The sequence below is a fragment of the Chitinophaga polysaccharea genome, assembly GCF_007829335.1.
Classification (GTDB): Bacteria; Bacteroidota; Bacteroidia; order Chitinophagales; family Chitinophagaceae; genus Chitinophaga; species Chitinophaga polysaccharea_B.
The window spans coordinates 299,202-323,900 of record NZ_VIWO01000003.1; the positions used below are offsets into that span (position 1 = coordinate 299,202).

At 49.0% G+C, this 24,699-nt stretch carries 17 protein-coding genes; 10 read left to right on the forward strand and 7 right to left on the reverse strand.

What is annotated here, in order from left to right; translation table 11 throughout:
• The first annotated feature begins 16 nt into the window (after positions 1-16).
• The 7 genes from FHW36_RS12845 to xrtN all read left to right on the forward strand — a co-directional run bounded on the left by FHW36_RS12845 (position 17) and on the right by xrtN (position 13,817).
• Positions 17-1,588 carry a RagB/SusD family nutrient uptake outer membrane protein gene (locus tag FHW36_RS12845; protein WP_145669070.1) on the forward strand — a complete coding sequence of 524 codons (1,572 nt, stop codon included), beginning with the start codon at positions 17-19 and terminating at the stop codon, positions 1,586-1,588.
• Positions 1,589-1,609: 21 nt separating this feature from the next.
• A complete protein-coding gene (locus FHW36_RS30495; protein ID WP_186452416.1) occupies positions 1,610-2,281 on the forward strand; it encodes a hypothetical protein in 672 nt (223 codons plus the stop codon).
• A gap of 13 nt (positions 2,282-2,294) precedes the next feature.
• Positions 2,295-3,254, forward strand: coding sequence for a DUF5007 domain-containing protein (locus FHW36_RS12850; protein WP_186452417.1), 960 nt, complete (start codon positions 2,295-2,297; stop codon positions 3,252-3,254).
• Positions 3,255-3,451: 197 nt separating this feature from the next.
• Complete coding sequence (locus FHW36_RS12855) at positions 3,452-5,866, forward strand: glycoside hydrolase family 127 protein (protein ID WP_246121141.1); 2,415 nt, start codon at positions 3,452-3,454, stop codon at positions 5,864-5,866.
• Between the two features lie 12 nt (positions 5,867-5,878).
• Positions 5,879-9,844: a M61 family metallopeptidase gene (locus FHW36_RS12860; RefSeq protein WP_145669076.1), complete on the forward strand. Its 3,966-nt coding sequence runs from the start codon at positions 5,879-5,881 to the stop codon at positions 9,842-9,844.
• 146 nt (positions 9,845-9,990) lie between these two features.
• Positions 9,991-12,486 (forward strand): XrtN system VIT domain-containing protein, encoded by a 2,496-nt coding sequence (locus FHW36_RS12865; RefSeq protein WP_145669079.1) that lies wholly within the window; start codon positions 9,991-9,993, stop codon positions 12,484-12,486.
• Positions 12,480-13,817, forward strand: a complete 1,338-nt coding sequence (gene xrtN, locus FHW36_RS12870) for an exosortase N (protein WP_145669082.1) — start codon at positions 12,480-12,482, stop codon at positions 13,815-13,817. The genes FHW36_RS12865 and xrtN overlap by 7 nt, the downstream gene beginning before the upstream one ends.
• Here xrtN and FHW36_RS12875 read toward each other — a convergent pair.
• The gene (locus FHW36_RS12875; RefSeq protein ID WP_246121142.1) at positions 13,804-14,220 is read right to left on the reverse strand and encodes a hypothetical protein; all 417 of its coding nucleotides are present in this window, start codon (positions 14,218-14,220) and stop codon (positions 13,804-13,806) included. The genes xrtN and FHW36_RS12875 overlap by 14 nt on opposite strands.
• 71 nt (positions 14,221-14,291) lie before the next feature.
• Here FHW36_RS12875 and FHW36_RS12880 point away from each other — a divergent pair, with 71 nt between their 5' ends.
• The gene (locus FHW36_RS12880) at positions 14,292-15,113 is read left to right on the forward strand and encodes an alpha/beta hydrolase (protein WP_145669085.1); all 822 of its coding nucleotides are present in this window, start codon (positions 14,292-14,294) and stop codon (positions 15,111-15,113) included.
• 30 nt (positions 15,114-15,143) lie between these two features.
• A complete protein-coding gene (locus tag FHW36_RS12885; protein ID WP_145669095.1) occupies positions 15,144-15,926 on the forward strand; it encodes a porin family protein in 783 nt (260 codons plus the stop codon).
• Positions 15,927-15,980: 54 nt separating this feature from the next.
• On the opposite strand, the gene FHW36_RS12890 is transcribed toward FHW36_RS12885, so the two are convergent.
• A complete protein-coding gene (locus tag FHW36_RS12890; protein ID WP_145669098.1) occupies positions 15,981-16,697 on the reverse strand; it encodes a 3-ketoacyl-ACP reductase in 717 nt (238 codons plus the stop codon).
• Positions 16,698-16,790: 93 nt separating this feature from the next.
• On the opposite strand from FHW36_RS12890, the gene FHW36_RS12895 reads away from it, so the two are divergent.
• Complete coding sequence (locus FHW36_RS12895) at positions 16,791-17,660, forward strand: aldose 1-epimerase family protein (RefSeq protein ID WP_145669101.1); 870 nt, start codon at positions 16,791-16,793, stop codon at positions 17,658-17,660.
• Between the two features lie 112 nt (positions 17,661-17,772).
• Here FHW36_RS12895 and FHW36_RS12900 read toward each other — a convergent pair whose 3' ends face one another.
• The 5 genes from FHW36_RS12900 to FHW36_RS12920 all read right to left on the reverse strand — a co-directional run bounded on the left by FHW36_RS12900 (position 17,773) and on the right by FHW36_RS12920 (position 24,657).
• Positions 17,773-18,288: a hypothetical protein gene (locus tag FHW36_RS12900; RefSeq protein ID WP_145669104.1), complete on the reverse strand. Its 516-nt coding sequence runs from the start codon at positions 18,286-18,288 to the stop codon at positions 17,773-17,775.
• A gap of 68 nt (positions 18,289-18,356) precedes the next feature.
• Positions 18,357-21,485 carry an efflux RND transporter permease subunit gene (locus FHW36_RS12905; RefSeq protein WP_145669107.1) on the reverse strand — a complete coding sequence of 1,043 codons (3,129 nt, stop codon included), beginning with the start codon at positions 21,483-21,485 and terminating at the stop codon, positions 18,357-18,359.
• Positions 21,486-21,496: 11 nt separating this feature from the next.
• Positions 21,497-22,540, reverse strand: a complete 1,044-nt coding sequence (locus FHW36_RS12910; RefSeq protein WP_145669110.1) for an efflux RND transporter periplasmic adaptor subunit — start codon at positions 22,538-22,540, stop codon at positions 21,497-21,499.
• 14 nt (positions 22,541-22,554) lie between these two features.
• Positions 22,555-23,916 (reverse strand): TolC family protein, encoded by a 1,362-nt coding sequence (locus FHW36_RS12915; protein ID WP_145669113.1) that lies wholly within the window; start codon positions 23,914-23,916, stop codon positions 22,555-22,557.
• 123 nt (positions 23,917-24,039) lie between these two features.
• Positions 24,040-24,657: a TetR/AcrR family transcriptional regulator gene (locus tag FHW36_RS12920; RefSeq protein WP_145669116.1), complete on the reverse strand. Its 618-nt coding sequence runs from the start codon at positions 24,655-24,657 to the stop codon at positions 24,040-24,042.
• Positions 24,658-24,699: the final 42 nt, after the last annotated feature.

Sequence of the window (24,699 nt, forward strand, 5' to 3'; positions counted from 1 at the left end):
CAGCTAAACACTTTTTATGAAACGGATCTTTATTACACTCATCATAACAACTGCATTTTTATCGTCCTGTAAGAAAATGCTCAACCAGGAACCGAAGGATACCACCTACGAGGAGAAATTCTGGAAGTCGGAAAACGACATGAAGAAAGCACTGGCAGGGGCTTACGCATCGCTGCGTTCCAACCTGCTGGACCAGGACTATTTGCATAACCTGGGTGATATGACCCTGGGCAGCGAGTATATCGTGATTCAAAGCGCTCCCTATTTCTCCAACTCCGATTGGAATCTGCAGGTGGGCAAGTTTGAAATGAACTATCTCGATGTATTCCGGAACTGGTCGAGGTTTTACAGCACCATCCTCCAAACCAACCTGATGCTGCAAAAACTTCCGCTGGTACCAGACAATACCTTCCAGGACGACCCGGTAAAGGGACGTAAGAACATAGCGGGACAAACCCTGTTTATCCGCTCTTATGTGTATTTTCAGCTGCTGCGCACCTTTGGGGATGTGCCGCTGGTAACCACACCGGATCCCAATCCTATTGCCAACAAACCCCTGGCCCGCACCGACAAAAACCTGGTGGTACAGCAGATCCTGAATGACCTGGACTCCGCCGCCAACTGCCTGGATATGTCGTATGAAGTGGAAACGACCCGGGGTACGGTGCCCAACAAAGCCAGCGTGATGGCACTGCAAGCCCAGGTATACCTGTGGCGCGCCTGCGTAATCAAGCACCCTGCTTTTGAAGCTACGCCTGATATGGATGATGTAAACAAAGCATCTGCCCTGATTGAAGCCATTGTGAACAGTGGCTTGTATGGGTTGGCTGCCCCCGGGGGGAAAATAGACAGCATTCAGTATGCGAAAGTATTCACCGGTAACAGCCGGGAAAGCTTATTTGAATTGTATACCCGCTACGCTTATAATGAAGGGTCCAATAACCTGATGCCAATTAAGTTCCTCAGAACGCCTATCCTGGCAAAGACAGATTACCCCAGCCTAAAGCTTGGCGCCAGTTACGTGAATAATCTGTTTCCGAGGATTGTACAGGTAGGGCCTAACCCGGAAGATACGGTAACTAATACGGATATACGAAGAAGGGTATTCCTATATGATGCAGACGGCGCCAATCCCATTTTTGTGAAGTACAGTAACGTGATTTATAATAATCCAAACCAACAGGCCGACCCTTACCTGGATAATAACGTAACCTTGCTGCGTTATGCCGATTTATTATTAAGCCGGATGGAAATTGCGGTATATAAAGGCCAGCTTGGATTAGCGTATTCACAGCTCAGGGACTTTCGCCAGAGCCGCAACCGCCCGCAAATGGATTCCGCCACTTTCGTGAGCGAAGCGCCATTGTCGTATAACCGCCTGCTGGATGAAATTATGACGGAACGCGCCTGTGAACTGTTCATGGAAGGCCAACTGTACTTCGATGATGTAAGAATGAAGCGTTCCTTTGTACCCTGGCTAACGCCTTCCCGCTATAACCAGGAAGGTTTCCTGCTGCCGCTGGATCCGGCGTTATTTAACAATAACAGGTTGCTGGTGCAGAATAAATATTGGGCGGGTAAAATTTAATCATCTACAAAATTATTCATCATGAAATATATTCACCTGCTACTCCTGTTGCTGCTGGCCCTCGCAGGATGTAAAAAAGATAACTACCTCGTGAATGAGGGAGGCACTGACCTGGAGAGGATCAGGAAGATGTCGACCTACGATTTCCTGCGGGAAAGTAAGGTCCTGGATACGGTGGTACTGCTGATAGACCGGGCGGGAATGAAAGACGAAATCAATGGAGATATTACTTTTTTCTCTCCCACTACCTACGGGGTAAACGCTTTTCTCAAACAGCAAACCCTTGCCCTGCAAAGACGTACCAACGACGAAAATATAAAGTTTACGCTCGATAGCCTGTCTGCCGACAGCATTAAATTCTATCTGCGTCGGCACATTTTCAAGGGCGTGATAGATAAGAAAGCATTGACGTATACGAAGAAAAGTTTTACCAATGTGAGTGGAGAAGGGAACTACTATATCAACCTGGAAAAGTATTACATAGACGTTAGTGGTATTCGCTCTACCACCAACAGGATTCAGTTCCGGCGCATTTTTGGCCAGCCGGATGAAGACGTACCGGAAGGAGTGGAAAACAGGGAACCGGATTTTTACACTTATGTACAAACGTCGGAAGTCCGTACAGCTACCGGTATGGTGCATGTGCTGGATGCCGACGCCAACTACGGATTTTACATTTATAGAGAAAACTAAAAATCAGCGAAGTATGAAATATATCTTATTCGCAATTATGGCAGGGGCATTGCTGGTGTTGGGTTGTACTAAAGTACAGGAAGGTTTTTTAAGTGATGGTATCCGTTATAAAAGCCCTGAAATATTTATTCCCAAAGGGATTACAGCGCGCTATCCCGGTATTCTTTTCGATGGATCTACGCCGCCGGTAAAGTTTGAGATCCTGGATATGCGGCCGGTGGAAGGAGGGAAGCTGCCGGCAGCTTTTAATACCAAATACCCGGTATGGGTGTTCAAAGATAAAATGTCGTTCGACCCCGATACAGATACCACCATTGCGCTGTTACGCGCCAAGCAGGATAGCCTGCAGGAGCTGCCGTTCGAATTTAACCCGGTAAACGGAGGTTTCCTGTTTAAAGCACCGTCGGCCAACCTACCCAACGGCGTGTATGAATTTGATGTGAAGGCGAGCAATGTAAATGGCAGCAAAGTGTATAAGAACCTGGCACGTTTGCATATCGAAGATCCGGAATACATCCGGATGACGGAAGTGCCGGTGGTTGCCAGCTACGATTCTGTTACCAATACTTTCCCTACATCACTACAGGGAACAATGGAGCTGAGGCGTGTTTCCCCGCAGGGTACCCAGGTGATGCTGAAGATCATGGATAAAAATGGTAAGCTGTTCAATCCCAAAAAGGGAGAGGTAATTACCCGCGGCGACCGCCCTTCTTTTGCGTCATATGCGAGGTTTAACCCGGTGGTTGTGACAGATACCGCCCTGATTACAGATTATGCCATTGCTCCCTACCCGGCTAAGCTGATTCCCGGTTATGTGAACTACCTGATTTACTACCGTATACCTGCCTGGTTCATTAAAATGGATGGGGCAGCCCCCAAAGCCTGGTCGGCCAACCCCCGTTTTGGCTTCCAAATCCTGTTTGAGGGTACTTACGAGGTAATTATACATTTACCCAATGTCACCAAGTTGTAAAAGCGCAGAAAGCTGAAGGCTTAAAGCCTTCAGCTTTCTGCGCTAAGATAAAATGCAAGGAATACTCGTTAATATCTACGCAGTATTCCTCTTTTTTTATAAATAATTTTATTTGTCATATTGACAATTATATATTGTGAATACTTGTCAACCATAAATCCAATTTTCTATATTAGGTGTTCATAAAGATTAAAGGTATGAGATCATTTTTGGAGAAGATGGCGTTAGCAGGCGCCGGTATGCTTTTAGGCAGCACAGGATTGCAGGCCCAGTTGCAAAAAGATTATCCGATAAAGCCAGTGGCCTTTACACAGGTAAAGGTGAATGATAATTTCTGGGCGCCAAAAATAAGGACCAACGCCAGCGTTACCATCCCGTATACACTGGAGCAATGCAGGAAAACGGGCAGGATAGACAATTTCCTGCGGGCAGCCGGCAAATTACCAGGCGATAAATTTACCGAGTATCCTTTTGATGATACGGATTTATATAAAATTATTGAAGGCGCTTCCTATGGGCTGCAAACGCAGCCGAACCCGGCGTTGGAACGGTATCTCGATACCCTGATCACCATCATCGGTAATGCCCAGGAAAAGGACGGCTACCTTTATACCTTCCGCACCATGAAAGCGGCGAAACCTCATGACTGGATAGGTAGTAAACGCTGGGAAAAAGAAGAAGACCTGAGCCATGAACTGTATAACGCCGGTCACCTGTTTGAAGCAGCCGTAGCACATTACCAGGCTACCGGTAAAAGAACCCTCCTCAATATTGCCATCCGGAACGCCGATCTCCTGGTAAAGGATTTTGGTTGGGGCAAGGAAGAGAAGTTTCCCGGTCACCAGATCGTGGAAACCGGCCTTACCCGCCTGTACCGTGTTACCGGCAATAAGTCGTACCTCGACCTGGCCAAATTTTTCCTCGATGTACGCGGTCCCGGCACCAAAGACAGCCAGGAGTACAACCAGGCCTATAAGAAAGTAGTGGATCAGCATGAAGCAGTAGGCCATGCCGTTCGCGCTGCCTACATGTATACCGGTATGGCCGATGTAGCCGCTCTTACCGGCGACGGCAAATACTTATCTGCCATCGACGATATCTGGGAAGATGTGGTGGACAAGAAATTATACATTACCGGCGGTATTGGCGCTACCGGCGCCGGCGAGGCTTTCGGGGCTGCGTATGAACTCCCGAACATGTCGGCCTACGCAGAAACCTGCGCCGCTATTGCCAATGTGTACTGGAACAACCGTATGTTCCTGCTCCATGGCGACGCTAAATACATCGATGTATTAGAGCGTACCCTGTATAACGGGTTGTTGTCCGGGGTATCTATCAGCGGCGATCGTTTCTTCTATCCCAATCCGCTGGCCTCTATGGGGCAGCACCAGCGTAGTGCCTGGTTTGGATGCGCCTGTTGTATTTCCAATATGACCCGCTTCCTGCCTTCTATGCCGGGTTATGTATATGCCCAGAAAGACAACGACCTATACGTAAATCTCTTTGTGGGCAATGCCGCCACCATCCAGCTGAAAGCCGGTAAGGTAGGCATCGTACAACAAACCAACTATCCCTGGAACGGCAAAGATGATATCACCATCAACACGGCGAAACCTACGGCCTTTACCCTGAAAGTACGTATCCCCGGATGGGCTGAAAACCGCCCGGTACCCGGTAACCTTTACTTCGAGGAAGACAGCGCCGCGGCGACTGTTCCCATCCTATTGAACGGCCAACCGCTCCACTATGCGGTGGAGAAAGGATATGCGGTGATTAAACGCACCTGGAAAAAAGGAGATAAAGTAACGCTCGATTTACCGATGGAGGTGAAGAAGGTGCTGGCAGCAGCGCCAGTGAAAGACGATCAATACCGCTTTGCACTGGAACGTGGTCCTATCATGTATTGCCTGGAAGGGCCGGATAATAAAGACGCCACGGTACAGAATATCGTAGTGGCAAAAGATGCTGCCGTAACCCCTGTCTTCCAAACTAACCTGCTCAGCGGCGTAATGACGCTGCAAATGCCGGGCAGCTCTACCAGCCGGCAGCTGCATTCAGATGCGCTGATCAACAGCCAGCAAACGGTAACGGCTATACCGTATTATTCCTGGGCTAACCGCGGTGCCGCTGAAATGACGGTATGGATTCCATTTGAAGCTGCCGCCGCCCGTCCTAAGCCTGCACCTACCATTGCATCTAAAAGCAAGATCAGCGCATCGGTAAAGAATCAGCGCATGTTCATGGCCCTCAATGACCAATATGAGCCAAAGGATTCCAAAGATAACAGCGCGCTGTATTTACATTGGTGGCCTGCCAAAGGCAGCAGCGAATGGGTGCAGTATGACTTCGACAGCGCTCATACCATCAGCCATTCCAAAGTATATTGGTATGATGATGGTCCCTTCGGTGGCTGCCGCATCCCCACTGCCTGGAAACTCTACTACAAACAGGGTAGCGAGTGGATACCGGTAAAGAATACCACGCCCTACACAACAGAAAAAGACAAGTACAATGTAGTATCCTTCGAACCGGTAACGACTACCGCCCTGAAGCTGGAAGTACAGTTGCCGGCAGATAATTCATCGGGGATTCACGAATGGATAGTGGAGTAATAAAATAAACGCATGAAACAGGGTTATCTGGCCGCCATCGGGTTGCTGATGGGGTGTTATCATACTATGGCCCAATCCAGGGCTGATATCCATGTCAATACAACGGTGAAGGGCGCTACGGTGCCCACCACCCTGCATGGTATTTTCTTCGAAGAAATCAGCCATGCCGGGGAAGGTGGATTGTACGCAGAAATGGTGCAAAACCGCGGCTTCGAAGATCAGGTGATCCCCGCCGGTACCCGCCTGGAAAATGGCTGGCTGAAACCTTTCCCGGCAAAGCCCCACTTCATGCTCGGGCAGCCCTCCGACTGGAAAATGGAATGGCCCGTTCATAGCCAATGGCCTGCCTGGCACACCGAAAACAAAGGCCTGCAGCTGTCGCTGGCAACAGACCATCCATTACACAAAGCTACACCGCATGCTTTGCAGGTGAAGATAATAGCAACGGATACACACAATTATCCTTCCCTGGTCAATGAAGGTTTCTGGGGAATGAAAATTACCCAGGGGGAATCTTACCGGCTGTCTTTCTTCGCGAATAACGTAAAGGGCTATATGGGAAAGGTTACTATATCCCTGCAATCGGGTACTGGTAAGGTATTGGCCGATACGACGTTTGACATGGCCGGTTCCGCTTCCTGGCAACAATATTCGGCAGTGCTCACTGCAAAGGAAAGTGATCCGGCAGGTAAGCTGGCGCTCTCTTTCCATAACAAGGGGACACTGTTACTCGACATGGTATCCCTGTTTCCTGTTCATACTTTCCGCAACCGTCCCAATGGCATGCGCAACGACCTGGCAACACTCATTGCCCGCATGAAGCCGGCTTTTGTGCGCTGGCCCGGCGGTTGCTATGTGGAAGGCATCACCGTAGAAAGTGCGCCCAATTGGAAAAATACCATCGGCCCGCTGGAGCAACGGGTGCCTGCGTTCAGTCCCTGGGGGTATTGGAGCAGCAATGGGTTCGGCTACCACGAATACCTGCAGTTTTGCGAAGATATTAACGCCGCGGCGTTGTACGTGTTCAACGTAGGCATTTCCTGCGAATACCGCAGCGGTACCTTCCTCCCGGATGACAGTCTCGCCCCGGTGATACAAAATGCGCTCGATGCCATTGAATACGCCATAGGACCGGTTACTTCCCACTGGGGAAAAGTACGCGCTGCCAACGGCCACCCGGCGCCCTTCCCGCTTAAATATGTAGAAGTGGGCAACGAGCAGCATGGATCCGCCTATGCGAAAAGGTATAATAAATTCTACAACGCTATTCATGCCCGGTATCCGCAGATCAGCATTATTGCCAGCATGGGCATTGGCGATGTAAACCGCCATACGCTCGACAGTATGCAGCATACGGATATCGTAGATGAACATGCTTATAAAGATGCCGGCTGGAGCTTGCGGAACTTCGACCATTTCGATCGTTATAAACGGGGCGACTGGAAAATGTATGTGGGCGAGTACGCCACCAATGCCGGCGTAGGCAGCGGTAACCTGCAGGCGGCCCTCAGCGATGCGGTATATGTGATGAGCATGGAGAAAAACGCCGACCTGGTCAACATGAGCAGCTATGCCCCTTTGCTGGTGAATGAGCATGATGTTGACTGGCCCGTAAACCTGATCCACTTTGATGCGGCAAACAGCTTCGCCAGGATCTCTTATTATGCCCTCAACCTGCTCAATGATCATAAAGCTTCTTACAACTACCCGGTCAGCACTATCCTGCAACCGGAAACGCTGGTGAAACCCAGGTTTTCAGGCGGTATCGGTCTCGCTACCTGGGATACAGAAGCCGATTATAAAGACATCGTAGTAGTGCAGGATAAGGATACGGTTTACAACAGTGCCAAAGACCCACAGTGGGCAGACTGGCTACCGGTAAGAGGACAGTGGAAAAAATCAGGGGATATCCTGGGGCAAACAGCAGAAGGTCCTCAACAACTGGCCATCTTGAAAGGGTATCACTTCAACGCCTATACGCTGACTTTAAAAGCGCGTAAAACTGGTGGGATTAATGCCTTCATTATTCCTTTTGCCGTAAAGGATACCAACACCTGCCTGCGTGCACATATTGGCTCCTGGCTCAATTCTCACGCCGTGTTTGAAAGTCTCACCAACGGAGAAGAGGTAGCCGGTATCAGCAACCCGGTACGGTTGAAAGTCCCCCTGGAAAAAGACCGCTGGTATAATATCCGGCTGGAAGTAGGAGCAGAGGAAGTAAAATGTTACATAGATGATACTTTGTTAATGACCTACCGGGAACCACAAAAATTATTTGCTATCGCCGGAAAGAATGAGCCAACCGGTGATATTATCCTGAAAATAGTTAATGCTGCTGAAAGTCCGGTGAGCACCACTATCCACCTGGATGGGATGGAAACGGTAAGCCCCGTGGCACAGGTAATTACCCTTAAGGGAGATAAGCCCACGGCAGAAAACTCGTTTGCAACGCCCACCGCCTATGTACCGCAAACAAGCACGATCGCTAACGCTGGTACGAACTTTAACTGGACGGCGCCCGCTTTATCCATAAATATTATCCGGTTAAAATCGCCACGGGTAACCTTCCAGGTAAGCATGCCCGATCCGGTGGCAGGCACCTACCAGATACATATGAAATACCAGGCAGATAGTGCGTCATACACGGATCTGAAGTTGCCTGTTTGGACGCCCGGCTACTACCAGCGGATGAACTATGCATCCAAAGTGAAAGCATTCGTGGTTACTAACGTCGACGGGAGTACGTTGCGCTGGGAGAAAACCGACAGCGCTACTTGGCGTATATACCATGCTCTGGGCACCGCTATACAGGCGGACTGGCAGGTACAAGCCAACCGCAATTTTGTAGCTGATAGCTACCTGGGACCCGATCATGGTTATATAACGCCGGCGGGTGTATTTATGTATCCTGCCGGTAAAACAGATGTGCCAGTGCAGGTAGCGGTGCAACCTTATCCCGGTTGGGAAGCGGCTACTGGCATGGATACACTGGCGCATCATACCTTTATCGCCGACAACTACGATATTTTATACGATAGTCCCTTGTTGCTGGGGAAGCTGGAGTCTTTTCCTGTTTTTGAAGTAAATGGGATTCCCCATTATTTCAAAGCCTGGAAGGCGGGTCAATTCGACCGGCAGACATTGATGAGCGACCTGAAGAAAATCGTTACCGCCGGTGCGGAGATCATAGGAGATATTCCCTATTCACATTATACTTTCCTGGGGATAGGACCTGGGCAGGGAGGGATTGAACACCTGAATTCAACGGCGGTATCTTTTGTTGGTAACGAGTTGAAAGATAGTACGGGCCGTTTGCGTACTTACGCATTCCTCGCACATGAATATTTCCATCACTACAATGTAAAGCGTATCCGTCCAGTGGAGCTGGGACCTTTTAATTACGTTGCGCCCGATCGTACGGAGTTATTATGGGTATCAGAAGGCTTTACGGTGTATTATGAATACCGTATGCTGCAGCGGGCGGGATTAATGTCGGGGCAGCAATGCTTACAGTCATTATCCCGGAATATCCGGAACTATGAGGGCCGCCCTGGCAGCAAAGTGCAATCACTCACTGCCTCCAGCCTCCAAACCTGGGATGAAGGCCCCTTCGGTGGCGATCCGGCTACAACCATTTCCTATTACGAAAAAGGTCCGGTGCTGGCATTCCTGCTCGATCTCCGCATCCGTCATGCCACCAATAACCGTCAGTCGCTCGATGATGTGATGCGTGCGTTGTATACCACTTACTACCAGCAGCTGCAACGCGGTTTCACCAGTGCAGAATTCCGCCAAACCTGTGAAACCATCGCCGGCGAATCCCTGGCAGATGTTTTTACGTATGCAACCACGGCAGCTCCTGTTAATTATCAGCAGTACTTGTCTTATGCTGGTCTGGGTATCAAAGAGGAAGGTATTTATCTCCTGCCATCGCCCAATACTGCGCAGCGGGCTATCCGCCAGTCCCTGGGATTATAATTATCTAATAACGAGCTTAAGATGCAACAAAGCGGTGATAGTTAGCAACTATCACCGCTTTGTTATTATCCAGACAAAATATTTTGCACTTTGTATTGCAAAGTACTTTTTATTTTATAATTTTACGCTGTATTCAAAACCTGTATATGGAAGCAGCCCCCTCTAAAAGGCTACCAGAGCCCTTTTTATTAGGCCTTGTATTGTTAACAGTATCCCTGCCGTTGTTTGTAACATCGTGCTACGTGGTAGAAGACAAAGCCGCCTTTGCGTTTTTAATCAATCACCTGATCGCTCTTTTCTATTTCCTGGCGCTTTGGTGGAGCGGGGCGCTGAAAGCAAGCCCTAACCGCCGGAAAGTAACGGCAGCCGCATTTGTATTGTTATTCATAGATGCTTATACCGTCAATAATGTTTTCTCTGTTTTTCAAACCTCTGCTCCCTGGTTTGTGGTAGTATTGGTGCTACTCTGTGCCAATACCCTGGCCTTCGGCTATTTTGACCGCTGGCCGGAATGGGTAAGGCTCCTGCAATGCGCGGTATTGGGATTTACCTTCCTGGCGCCTGTATACCTGGCGATCTATCTCTTGCCCTTGTATATTATCAGCCTGATAGCACTCATCGCTATCGGTATTTCTGTGGTCACCTTTACGCCTATATTCCTTTGCTGGTTTAATATAAGGATGGTACAACAGGAAGTCTGGAAAGTAAAACGTTACAGGCTTACTTACCTGTATAGCGGCGCGGCTGCCCTGCTTCTCACGGCTGCTTACGTGATCGTGTACAGTGTACAGGTAAAGGCCATAGATGATAGCGAACGCTTTGCGATCAGCCAAAACAATGGAATACCTGTTTGGATAAAAACCGCGCAAACCCTGCCCCGCGGACCATTGGTTGAGAAAATACTGAAAACAGACCTGGTATATGTAAGCCCGGTATGGACAGACGCCAGTTTCTGGGATGTACCCGACAGGCGCTACGATCATGAGCTGATACATGACCCCCTTTTTGTAACCGCCAGCGCATTATGTGGCCGTACCACCATCAGCGGAGACGACCGCCTCAATATCCTCAATGTGATCTATGATAAACGCCACTACACAGAAGAACGCCTCTGGAGCGGCAACGACCTGGTAACAACCCGGGTGGCTACCGCTGCGGATATATGGCCGCAATACCACCTGGCCTACACCGAACATACCCTTACCGTAGCCAATCACGATGAAAGAACCTGGACCCGTGATGAAGAAGCGATTTACACTTTTCACCTGCCACAAGGTGCGGTGGTAACCTCCTTGTCCCTCTGGATGAATGGCAAAGAAGAAAAAGGCGTGCTCACTACCCGGCAGAAAGCTACCCAGGCCTATAAACAGATAGTAGGAGTGGAGCGGCACGATCCCTCTGTAGTACACTGGCAGGAAGGCGACCGGGTAGTGGTACGCGTATTTCCTGTACCAACAGCGAGAGAAAGAAAATTCAAGATCGGTATCACTTCCCCACTCTCCGTAGAAAAGGGGCAGTTATACTACCAGCCCGCCTGGTTTGAAGGCCCGCCACATGAAGGTGCTAGCTATGAGGCCACCCTGCGCATGGATCGCTGGCCTGCAGGTATCACCCTGCCTGCAGGGTTTCGCAACGGCAGCCAGCACACCATCACCCGGAAAGGAGACTATGATGCCAACTGGGAGCTGCGCTTGCCAGCCGAACCAATAGACAACGCGGCATTCAATTTTAACGGTCAACGCTATACGCTGTTGCCCTACACACCCAGTCAGGAAGTATTCCTGCCAGCCGACTATTACCTGGATCTTAACTGCAACTGGCGCTATGAAGACTACCGGAAAATATTGCTGCAGCTGAAAGGTAAGCCAGTATGGGTGTTTCACCCGGTTAACGGAAAAATAGCCATCACAGACGCTAACCAGCAGTCCCTCTTTAACCACCTGCAACAGGCGCGTTTTTCCCTGTTCCCTTTTCATCAACTGCCGGAGGCGGCCAATGCTTTGGTAATTACTGCCACGGATAACATTTCACCGCAGCTGAAAGATCTGGATAGCGCCTTCCGGGAGCCGTTGCTGCAATTCCTGGCACATCAACCGGTGAGGGTATATAACATAGGCGCCGCCATTTCCCCCTATCTGGCCACTTTGAGAGAATCACGATCGCTGATCTACGATCATGGCTCCATAGGAGAATTGCTGCGCCAGCTGAAGCAACAGCGTTTCCTGCGCCCGGAAGCAGATAGCACCGACCAGGTGATTGCACATGCCGGTATTCGGATAGTTAGCAGTGCAGACAATGCCGGAAATACCGGACCTGATCACCTGGCCCGCCTCTTTGCCTACAACCAGGTGTTACAGCAAATGGGCCGGCATGTAGCAACCGATAGCACCGCGTTAATTAATACCGCCACCAAAGCCTATATCGTAACGCCATTATCCAGCCTGGTAGTGCTGGAATCTACAAACGACTATAAGCGATTTGACATAAAGGAAGATTTGAACTCCCTGCAAAATGCCTCGCTGAAAAGCCATGGCGCCGTGCCGGAACCGCATGAATGGGCCTTGTTTATCATCGCTGTACTGATCCTTGCTTATGTAAGATTTGAGAAAGTATTATTTCGCAGAAAAAAACAGGTATGCTAACGTTATTGGATATACGTAATTTGAATAGAGGGGCAAAACTGTCGGCGGCTATGCTGCTGGCAGTTTATTTTATCCTGGCCATCCTGCAGTTACAGGGCTATTTCGAATGGCGTAGCCCTTTCTTTTTACTATGTCTGTTGACGATGATGCTGGTATTCCAGGTAGATGCTTCCCGGAAAGGTAACACCCGCTGGGGCTGGATAACCCTGGTTTTCGGTTTGCTCTCCTGGCAATTGCCGGTGTTTACATTACGATATGCTACTTTAGTGACCGCGGCTTTTTTTGTAGTAGAATATTTTTACGGACGTTTGTCATTCCTGGTGCTATTAACAGCCATCCTCGCCAGTCCCGCGATCGACAATATCACCGGTGTATTCACATTCCCCATCCGCCTGGGATTGAGTGGAATAGCCGGTCGCCTGTTACACTTCGTAAACCCCGCTATCACCACCAGTGGTAACCTGATCCTGGTAGGAAATAGCGAATTTAGCGTAGACACTGCTTGTATGGGCTTGCAAATGCTGTTGACATCATTGCTCTGTGGCGTGGCGTTGATAGCGTTGTACCAGCGGAGGCTGCAGTGCGTTTTATCTTCGCCATTACTGTTGCTGGTATTGGCTTCCATTGTAGTGTTAAATGTAATCGCCAACCTGTTTCGTATTATCTTACTCGTGCAGTTTGCGCTGCCCCCTGGTACCGCTGCCCATGAAATGGGCGGCATCGTTACCTTGTTGATCTACGTAGTGTTACCCCTGTTATTCCTGCTGCCCCGGTTAATAAAACGGTGGGGTAAGGCGCAGGTTCAAGGGCCGCGTGCGCCGGTACCTTACGGCTATGGGGTGGGATTACAGTGGTTGCTGGCCGTAGTTATCAGCTGTATTTATTGCTGGGCGCCACCTAAAGCCACGGCCCGCGCTATGCCGGTAAAACAGTTACCTGGCTATACCTATACTGTATTGCCTGATAACGTAGTGAAAGCTACGAATGCGGACGTGTTGCTGTATGTAAAGCCGGTAAAAGGTTTTTATTTCACGGATCATCAGCCCATGATCTGCTGGAAAGGGAGTGGCTTCGAATTTCATAAGGTGAAGGAAGTCACCATCAGGGGGACAACGGTCTTTATCGCGGAATTAAAGAAAGATAGCAGCACGCTTTATACCGCCTGGTGGTATGAAAGCGGTACCCGTGCCACCAACAGCCAACTGGAATGGCGCTGGGATGCGGGTATTAACGGCAATAACTATGCGCTGGTGAATGTTACGGTAGAAAAGCAATTCCTGCTGGTACCTACCGTAACAAACCTGCTGAACGCGCATCTTATCCCGGAATAACTTCTGTATCTTCTTTGTGGCGGGGTTGATAATAGAGATAGAAATAAGCCAGTATCAGTAATCCTGTCAAGAAAGGAATCAGGGCCAGGTGTTTGTAGGTAATATCTCCAACGATAACCCGGGTATCGAAATGTAAAAACTCGCTGATCATCCAGTAGGAGTTGGCGGCAATCCATACGCTGATGGCTACGTTGTGGCATAATTCAGCCACAAACTGGCGGGTACGCCAGGCAATAATAATAGAAATGATCAGGGTGGGGAAGATCATGGTAATACCCAATGGTTTCCAGATCATACACCAGCTGATATCTTTCAATAACCAGAAAACGATATGCAGGTTTTCCATCTTACGGTAACTTAAAGGAATACTGTACACCGGTGATGTGGTTGACGACTTACTCATGTTGCTTTGACGGTTAATTTACAGGGGATAAAGATATTCTTTATCTTCGTTTTTACACCAGCTCATCACATATGAGGAACGAATTTTACTGGTCCTGGGAGCAAACTACCTTTCATGGCATCCGGTGGGTGCCAGCGCATTTCAACCGCCTGCTGATTATTGTACATGGTATTGGGGAGCATGTAGGGCGTTATGAGCATGTGGCGGAATTTTTCATGCAGGAAGGTTTCGCGGTCATGGGCATCGACCATTACGGCCATGGTAAGAGCGATGGCCTCAGGGGAGCCTCCAGGGGCTTTGCCTTCATGTTCGACTACCTGGAGGCCTGGTTGCAGGAACTACGGGCTACTTATCAGCAACCCGTAGTAATGTACGGGCATAGTATGGGCGGTGGGGTGCTTACTGGCTTTTTACTCCACCGGCAACCGAATATCCAGGCCGCCGTTATTTCAGCGCCTGCACTCATTATTGGCCGCCGTCCCGGCAAACTATTGCGGGGTGCCTTGCAATTGCTCAGTGCCATTGCCCCGGGTTTCCGGATGAACCAGGGCCTTGATATCAGTAAAATTTCTCATGATAAGTCGGCGGTGGAAAAGTTTAGAGCCGACCCCTTGCGGCATGATCGGCTCAGTTTACGCCTGGCCAACGACATGATACAAAATGGCCTTTGGTGCCTGCAACATGCCGGAGAACTTGGGGTCCAATCCTTGCTGATCCATGGTAGTGCGGATGAGTTCACCGCGGTAGAAGGCTCCCGCCTGTTCGCAGAAAGGGCGCCCGCCGGCATGATTACCTACCGTGAATGGGAAGGGCTGTACCACGAAATGCATAATGAACCCGAATACCGGGAAGTGCTATTGTTTATAGCCGGTTGGCTGAGTAATATGAGATAATTAGTAACTTGAGCTTACAATTTATTAATTATGAAAATCCAACAATCCTTGAAATGGCTGGTACCAGCCGTTGTCATGTTTTTTTCCTCAAAAGTGAATGCACAACAGTTTGATCTCGGTGTTCGCGGAGGTATCAGTATCCCTAATCTTACCGGTGGCGGCAGCAGCCTGCAAAATCCCTTGAATACCGGCTATAGTTCCCGTCAGGGCCCGGACTTTGGTATCCTGGGCGAATACCACCTCAGTAAACTGTTTTCTATTGAGGCCATGATTAGTTATTCTTCCCAGGGAGGTAAAAAGAATGGCTTCCAGGCCTATCCATTCCCCGACGAAGCGAAACCCGTTGTTCCTCCCGGCCAACCTATTCCTCCTTACCTCTATGCCGATTTTAAAAGCCAGGCAAAATTGAATTACCTGATGGTACCCATCTGGGCTAAGTTTGGTTGGAACCTGGGGCATTCACCCCTGCGCTTATACGTAGATGCAGGACCATTTTTCGGATTCCTGGTAGGAGCCAAGCAAGTTACCAGCGGCAGCAGCAATGTGTATTTTGATGAGGGGAAAACGATGCAGGTACCTATCGGTACTGTTGATTTCAACCGGACAACAGATATTAAAGACCAGTTGAATACATTCAATTTCGGCGTAAGTGGAAACCTTGGGCTGGCCTATCTTTTCGGCCGCAGCCAGGTATTTGTGGAAGGTGGGGGGAACTACGGCTTCCTGAATATTCAGAAAGGTTCTGCCAATGGTAAAAATAATACAGGTGCAGCTACTGCTTCTATTGGGTATGCTTATCGTATTTGTAAATAATACCGCTAAAGAGGTTGGCATTTGTTTCGGAAGAAACAAATGCCAATCTTTTATTTAAGGGTTAGTAGACCATAACCCCGCTGATTTCAGCAATACCCGCCGGTTCAGCTTCAGCTGCGCTACAACCAACTCCGCCAGGTCTTCCGGTTGCAATACTTTCTCCGGATTACCATCCGTTAATTGTAAATCTTTCGCCATGTCGGTAGCAATGGTACTGGGTGTTAATGCGCTCACCCGGATATTATGCTTCCGTACTTCCAGCATCAGCGATTCTGTTAATCCCAGCAACCCGAACTTGGAGGCACTATAGGCGCTGGTGGTAGGCGCGCCACGTTGACCGGCAGTGGACGCAATGTTGATGATATCGCCGGTTTTCCGGGCAATCATTTCCGGTAATACCGCCCGGGTAACATAGTATGCCCCCATCAGGTTTACCCGGATGATTTGTTCCCACTGCGTGGGTGTCAACTCCAGGAAACCGCCAAAGGCGGCGATACCTGCGTTATTGATCAATATATCGATGGCGCCCAGCTCTTTGGTTAAAGTAGCGACTGCCACATCTACAGCAGACATATCGCTCACATCGGCAATAGCATAGGCCACTTTTACGCCGCTGGCCTGTACCTCCTTCGCCACTGCTTCCAGTGAACCCGCTGTACGCCCCATCAGGGCAATATCTACGCCTTCCTTTGCCAGGGCTATGGCCAGCGCGCGACCTATCCCTTTTCCTCCGCCCGTAATGAGGGCCTTTTTCCCTTTTAATGACTCCATATGATATATTCTTTTTTTGCTGTAAAATACCTGGCAAAGGTATTCCATTTACAGGTTATCTTCGCAGCATATCCTCATTAACCGCATCAGATCATGATACAGATTTCTAATGAAAAACTCACCGTACAGGTAAATCCGCAGGGAGCAGAACTGCAAAGCATTGTACGCAACGACAACGACCAGGAATATTTGTGGAGCGGCGACCCGGCCTTCTGGGGAAAGAAAAGCCCGGTGCTGTTTCCCATTGTAGGCGGCCTGAAAAATAACACGTACCGGTACAATGGAAAATCTTACACCCTCGGTCGCCACGGCTTTGCCCGGGAACAACTGTTTACGGTTACGGAGCAGGAAGCAAACCATGTTAGCCTCCATCTCTCCGACAATGATACTACCAGGGAAGTATATCCCTTCCGGTTCGGCTTTACCATCCAATACCTCCTGCAGGACGACCAGCTACAGGTAACTTACCTGGTTACCAATAAAGACAGCAAAGAGCTCCTCTTTTCAGTAGGTGCTCATCCCGCCTTTAAACTGCCACTGGTAGACGGTACTACCTATGAAGACTATTACCTGCATTTCAATAAAGAAGAAACGACCGGTATATGGCCCCTGTCGCCAGGAGGACAAATAGAAGCCGCTCCTGTACCATTTCTACAGCAAACAAAGGAACTGCCTCTGAAAAAATCCTTGTTCTACCAGGATGCCCTGGTGTTTAAATCACTGGCCTCTACCGCCATCAGCATTGCCAGCAAACACACCGCGCATGGCCTCACCCTGGAATTTGAAGGGTTCCCCTACATGGGCATCTGGGCCGCTAAAGAGGCTAACTTTGTATGCATCGAACCCTGGTGCGGTATCGCAGATAGCGTAAACGCCAACGGGGAATTAACAGAGAAAGAAGGGATCAACCGTTTGGCGCCGGGCGCCGTGTTTGAAAGAACGTGGACAGCAGCATTTTTTTAAGAGCTGAAAGCATAAAGCAAAAAGCTATTGAGGCGGATGACCTTAGCGAGTTTTTAATATTCTTCGCTTTGATCATCCGCCTCAATAGCTTTTTGCTTTATGCTTTCAGCTACTAAAAGTTATATCCTGCTTTGAGTCCAAAGAAGCCCCTGGTGCCATCTTTAAACCAGGCTTCGTATTTGGCTTCCACGTCCAGGCCCAGTAAACGGATACCGATACCTGGAGCCACCAGGCCGCCTACGCCGTTGTAGTTCTTACCTGTATACTGTACCGTACCACCTTCCACTTTCACATACAACAGCGAAATCAACTGGTATCTCAGCCCCAGGCGGATAGGCACTGCGTTATAATTAGGGTACGTATAGGTGCTACCGTTACTGGTGTAATCCTTACCGGGAAAACGGAAGTAACTGACAGAACCTACCGCTGTTAAACCTGCTACCAGCTTCACATCGGCACCCAGGCCGATACCATAACCCGTATTGTGGGTATCATTGAATTTACCAACGGGGAAACCGGCTTCTACAAAAGGTCCGATACTGAAACGTTTCAACTGTGCCTGCGTCGACTGTGTACTGATACACATCACCAGGAGCATGGTGGCAAATGCCAGGACGATTTTTTTCATAAGAACTAGTTTTCAAAGGAAATGGTTGACTAAACAATCAGCCATAAAAGTACGTAACTAATTGTTAATTACGACTGATGAATTAGTCCGGGATGAGATATCGTCAAATCTTCCCGTTGATGATCGCCGGTGGAATGATGACCGTTGCCGGATGGTAATTCTATTTTAGGCGGTATCAGCTTGTACACTACGGGCGTCACTATACGCGACAATAAAGTAGAACTGATCAACCCTCCAATTAATACAATCGCCAGTGGCGCAATCAGCGGATTGGTAGATATGGCCACCGGTATCAGCCCCCCTATGGCAGTGAGCGAAGTGAGTACGATTGGCAGGAAACGCACTTCCCCGGCTTCCCGTATGGCGGCATCCAGCGGAGTACCCTGCATGCGCAGCTGGTTGGTGAAATCTACCAGTAAGATGGTGTTCTTCACCTCTATACCAGCCAGGGCTATCAAACCAATAATCGCCACAAAGGACAGGGAGTTGCCGGTCAGCCAAAGCGCCATTGCCGCCCCTACAATACCCAGCGGAATTACTGACAATACAATCAGCATACTCTTAAAGGTTTTGAATTGCAGGATCAGTACGGCCACAAACAGGAATACGGTTACAATAATCACGCTCATAAAGCCACCAAAAGAGTTGTTACGGCTTTCTACTTCGCCACCCATTTCATAACTGTATCCTTTGGGTAAATGCATGGCATCCATTTGTTTTACGACGTCGTTAATAACCTGGTCGGTCAGAAAACCCTTGCGTATAAAGGCACTCACGGCTACTACCCGGTTTTTTTCCTGGTGATTAATAGTCAGAGGAGATGTTTCCAGCTGTAGCTGTGCTACCTGTGAGAGCGGAATCGCCGTTCCCTGGCTGTTGTTCACGTATAAATCCTTAAATACATCCAACGTTGGCTTACCCGCTTTTTCTTTGGTGAGCAGGATATCGTAATCGTTGTCATTTTGATCGTTATATTGACCAAGGTTAATACCGGAGATGGCTAAACGCACTACGCGGTCGATATTGGCAGTAGGAATCCCTAACTGCTGCGCTTTTTCCCGGTCTATCTTTACCCGGATATCCGATTTCAGGGTGCTTACGGGGTTGTTGATATAAATAGTGCCGGCGGTTTTTTCCAGCAGCTTTTCCACGTTGCCGGCTACTGCCCGCAAGGTGTCCAGGTTGTCGCCAAAGAGCCTTACCTCTACCGGTGCCACCATTGGCGGGCCCTGCTCAAAGTTCTTTACTTCCACTTTGGCGCCGGGATAAGGTGTCCAGCGCTTGCGGAGCGCCTCAATCAGCCTGGTTTTTTCCGCGGGACTGGCATGAGGGTCCAGCTGCACAAAGATCTGCGCATAATCGCCCCGTTCGTTCTCCTGCATTTCGTTGTAATAAATGCGTGGGTTGCCTTTCCCAATATTGCTTACATAAGAACGGATGCCTTTTTCCTGTTTCAGCGTTTGTTCTATTTGCTGTACAATGCCGTTGGTATAAGCAAGATTTGACTGCGGCGGTGCAAAAATATTGATGAGGAATTGTGGCTTTTCAGAGGCGGGGAACAGGCTGAAACCAATGACTTTAAACAGGCCAATGGCGCCGCCAAAAATCATCATAGATACAATCAATGTCAGTACCGGCCTTTGTAGCGCCTTGTCCAGCAGGCGGGCATAACTGCCATGGATCAACTTTTTCAGCATACGCATAAACAGGTTGCCATCCCGGTGACCGCTATGCTCTTTCAACAACCGGCTGGCCAGGAAGGGGATAATAGTCAGCGACACGCCCATGGAGGCCAATACGCTGAAAATGACGGCCAGCGGGAGGCTCCGGATAAAGTCACCGCTGCCTTCAGGCATAAACACCAGCGGCATAAAGGCAATAATCAGTGCGGCAGTACAGCCAACAACGGCTAACCCAATCTGGGAAGTTGCTTTCAGTGTGGCTTCCATGCGGGAATGACCTTCCAGCATCCATCGTTCTATATTTTCTACCACCACGATGCTGTCGTCTACCAGTAGTCCCAACGCCACTACCAACCCTACAATGCTCAGCTGGTTCAGGTTATAGCCAAAGAACTGCAGCAATACGATGCCAATAGATAACGACAGGGGGATGGATATCATCACAATCAATGCCGGGCGTTGTCCTAACGGTAAGAGGGTAAAGGCCACCAGGAGTATGGCAATGAGGAAGTCTTTTCCCAGTCCGCTTAACCGGTTGTTGACCGCATCGGCCTGGTCGAAATACTGCACCAGGTCAATATTGGCGGGCAGGGTTTGTTTGAATTTTTCTATAACGGGTTTGTACTGCTGCTGTGTTTTGGAGATGTTTTCACCACTCTTCTGTGCGGCAGAAACCACTACGCTGCGATGCCCGTTGAGGCGTACAAAGTATTTCTCATCTTCAAAACCATAATATATCCGGGCGATATCTTTCAGGAATACAATTTTTCCATTGGCATTGGATACAATGGTGTTGTTGATTTCATCGATATGCTGGTAGTTGCCGCTGGTTTTGATATTAAAGCTCTTATCGCCTGCGTCGATGCTTCCACCGGGGATATTGGCCATTTCGCTTTGTACGGCAGCCATCACCGTGTTTACCGGCAAATGCAGCTGGGCCATTTTATCGAGCTGTAATTCTACTCTTACCTGCTGGTCCGGCAGGCCATGCAGTTTTACATTTTTGAGAGAAGGAATTTTTTCCAGTTCATCCTGCAGCTTGTCTGCGTAGTAACGCAGTTTGTCGCGGGAGGCATTTTCAGAGATCAGGGCAACCTGTAATACGTTTACGTCGGAGGGTTCCTGCTTTCTCACTTCCATGCTGTAAATGTCTGCCGGCAAGTCTTTCCGCTTATTGTTGACCTCTCTCACCAGTTCCTGGTATTTCTGGTCTACGTTAGAACTGTATTTATACTCTACCCGTATCAGGGCCACACCATCGTTGATGGTGGTGCGCACCCGTTTGATGTCATCCAGCCCATAGATTTCTTTTTCCATAGGATCTACTACCAGGTCTTCCATGTCCTTGGGACTGGTACCGGGGTATACAACCACCACGGTAAACTGTGGGGCTCTCATTTCCGGATCTTCAGAGCGGGGCATATTGAGGATGGTGGTGAGCCCCAGCACGATGATCATGATGAATATCACCAGGGTAAACTGGTAATTTTTGACGGCATATCTCGCTATTTTCATGGTAGTAATGATTATTGGATGATGCGGATAGGTGATTGATCCTTCAGGTAGGCGCTACCGGAGATGATGAGTGCCCGGGCTTGTTCCATGCCGCTGCTGATGAGTACATTTTCTTTTTCCATACCGGCTACGGTGACGGGCAGCTTCTGTGCTGTTTTATTATCGTTGGTCACAAATACAAAACCGGTACTCCCGTTTCCATCGAGCAGGGCAGCATAAGGAATGCTCCAGGTGCTGCCGGCAGTGGCGGCGCCGGCGTTGATATGGCAGCGGCCAAACATGCCGGCCGCGATAGCGGCGGGCTTGCTGCCGGTCAGTTGCACGTCTACCAGGAAAGTACCGCTCTGCGCATCGATACCCTCCGATTTACGTGTAACCATGCCTGTTAAACTATCGCCCGGTACGCCGGAAATTTCTATGCTGGCTTTGTCTCCTGTTTTTATCTGTGCCCACTCTCTATCGCTTACGCCTACACGTAATAACCAGTGTGCGCTGCTGGCGCCGTTGGTTTGCAGCACAGGTGTGCCGGCATTTACCAGCTGACCGGCGCTTACCAGCTTATGCAATACATACCCATCCTGGGTGGCATGGATAGAAGAGTAGCTGCGGTTAAACTGGGAGGTGCTCAGTTGCTGCCGGGCCTGGTCCATGGTGGTTTTGCTGTTATCCAGCTGTTCCTGGGTAGCTACGCTGTCGTTGTGCAACCGCATGGTCCGTTGGTAATCCCGTTGGGCTTTATCAAACGCCAGCTGATCGCGCTGCACTTGTGCATCAATTTCTGTGAGATTGAGGGTGGCCAGCAGCTGTCCTTTATGCACCCGGTCGCCTTCTTTCACCAGTATATTATTAATAATCCCGTTGGTTTTGAAAGAGAGATATACTTCATCATCGGTGGTAAACTGGCCAGACGCATGGATAGTGATAGCGCTGCCCTGTTTGGCCAGGGGCATTACTTTCACCGGAATAGTGTCTGAATTGCTGGTAACAGCCGCCGGCTTGCTGCCGCAGGAAAACAGGAGCAGGGAAAGTGGCAGCAGCAGTAAGGTATTTTTCATGTGAGTATAATTTATTAGTTGTTGTTATCAATCTGGTAAGATGCCTGGGTCCGTTCTACTGCGGCGTAAGCGGTTTGTACGGCCGCCTGGGCAACAGTGGTTTGCAGTTGTGCCTGGGTTAGTTGGTTCTGCGCATCCAGGAGTTCTATATACAGCAGCTGCCCTTCTTTATACACCTTCAGCTGATCGCGGTAATATCTTTCTGCGAACGACAACTGGCTTTTAACAGTGTTGAAATTCAGCAGGGCAGTCTGGTAGTCGTTAACGGCCTGGTATACCTGCAGCCGCAGGGCGGCTGCTTTTTGGTCGGCCGCATTGGTAATGGTTTGTACATCATTAGCCGCCTGTTTGATTTTGTATTTGTATTTGTGAGATGCAAATAAGTTCCATTCCAGGTTTACGCCGAACAGGTAATAGCGCGTATCCCGGTTGAAGTTGCCGCCTATGCCTTGGGAGCCCACGTCGACGAAGGTGCTGAGCTTAGGTACAAGGTAAGCCCGCTGTAATTTTTCGTTTAACCGGTAGGCGTTAGTCGCGCTTTTGTATTGCGCCAGCTCTTCCCTGTCGTTGATGTCTTTGCCGGGCAATTGTGCCGGAGCGGTGAGCAAAGTGCTGTCGAGTGTAATGTTTTCAGTGAGACCGCGATTCAGCAGGAAGTTGAAATAAGCCCTGGAATTTTGCCGGGAGGCAACGGCCTTATTGATATCGGCTTCCGTTTTTTCTTTCTCCGTTTGTGCGCGGTACAAGGCGGTGTTGTTGCGTACGCCGTTGCGCACCATGCTTTCATTGATGCGGATATTTTCCTGGATCAGCGATAAGGCATTGTTGTAGATAACCACCGCCTGGGAGGCCTGGTAATATTGATAGTAGGCGGTTTTGATATCCTTCACCAGTTCCCGCTTATATACGTTTACTGCTGCCTGCTGTTGTGTAATCTGTTCTTTTTTTATCAGCTGGTTGTAATAGATTTCAGCATTCAGTAATGGGAGGGAGGCCCGCAGTTTGGCATCGTAAAAATTGTCGGGGTTCAGTTGTACACGCACATTGTCGAGCGATTTAAACTGGTGGCTATTGGTGAGCTGGTTCAGGCTGCTGTACACCGGGTTCATGATATCGCCGATCGGAAAATCGATGGTACGGCCTCCCGACGATTTGGTATAACTGCCCAGCAGTGATACGTTTGGACCAAATAAGCTCCTGGCTTCCTGCAAGGCCAGCATCGATTTCGTTAGCTCGAAATGCTGTTCCTTCAATCCTTTATTATTTTGAAAAGCTTGTTGAATATATTGGTCCAGCACATTGTTTTGCGCCAGGATAGGGCGTCCGGCCAGTAATACAGCTATTAACAATGCTCCTTTAATAATTGACGTGTACATAATGAACGGTGTTTATTGATGCAGAAAAAAATAAAGCCGTCAGGCTTCTATAATCAATGTTGATATACTAAACAGTGTTTAATAGTATTGTTAAAAAAAAGCCAGAATGGCTTTTTTACTGATTTATGCTTTAATCATCTCCAGGTATTCGTCAATGGCGGTGGCGATTACCCTCGGTACCTCTTCTTCCGGTACCCTGGATACCTTCGTACATCTGCCCCGCAGATGCAGGCTGATTAAGCCATGCGCAAAGCCCCAAACTGACAGCGTTGCAATAGTCGCATCTTTAAATTTCACTACCTTCTTTTCTATACACTCCTGCATCAGCCCATGTAACGCATCATAAGAAGGATCCCCGTTCTCCCACTTCTCTTTCTCTACCAGGGTATTCATTGGCGCTTTAATAATAAACATCAGGTCGTACAACTCCGGGTGTTGCCGGGAAAATTCAAGATAGGCAATGGCCAGTTGCTCTAATCGTTTGAACGGATCCTCAGCGTTTATCTTCTCCCTGAACTCCTCTGCGAGGGTGGCAAAAGCCTGGCTCTGTACATCATACAACAGCTCATCTTTATCCTTGTAATAAAGATAAATGGTAGCCGGACTGTACTCAATCTTGTCAGCGATATTGCGGATAGATACTTTCTCATATCCTTCTTCCACAATCATCTGAACAGCAGCATCTACAATGCGCCGGCGCATTTCTGCCTTTTCACGCTCTTTTCTTTCAATAATGCCCAAGTTGTTAGGTTTACAGTGCAAATATACTGAACAGTGTTTATT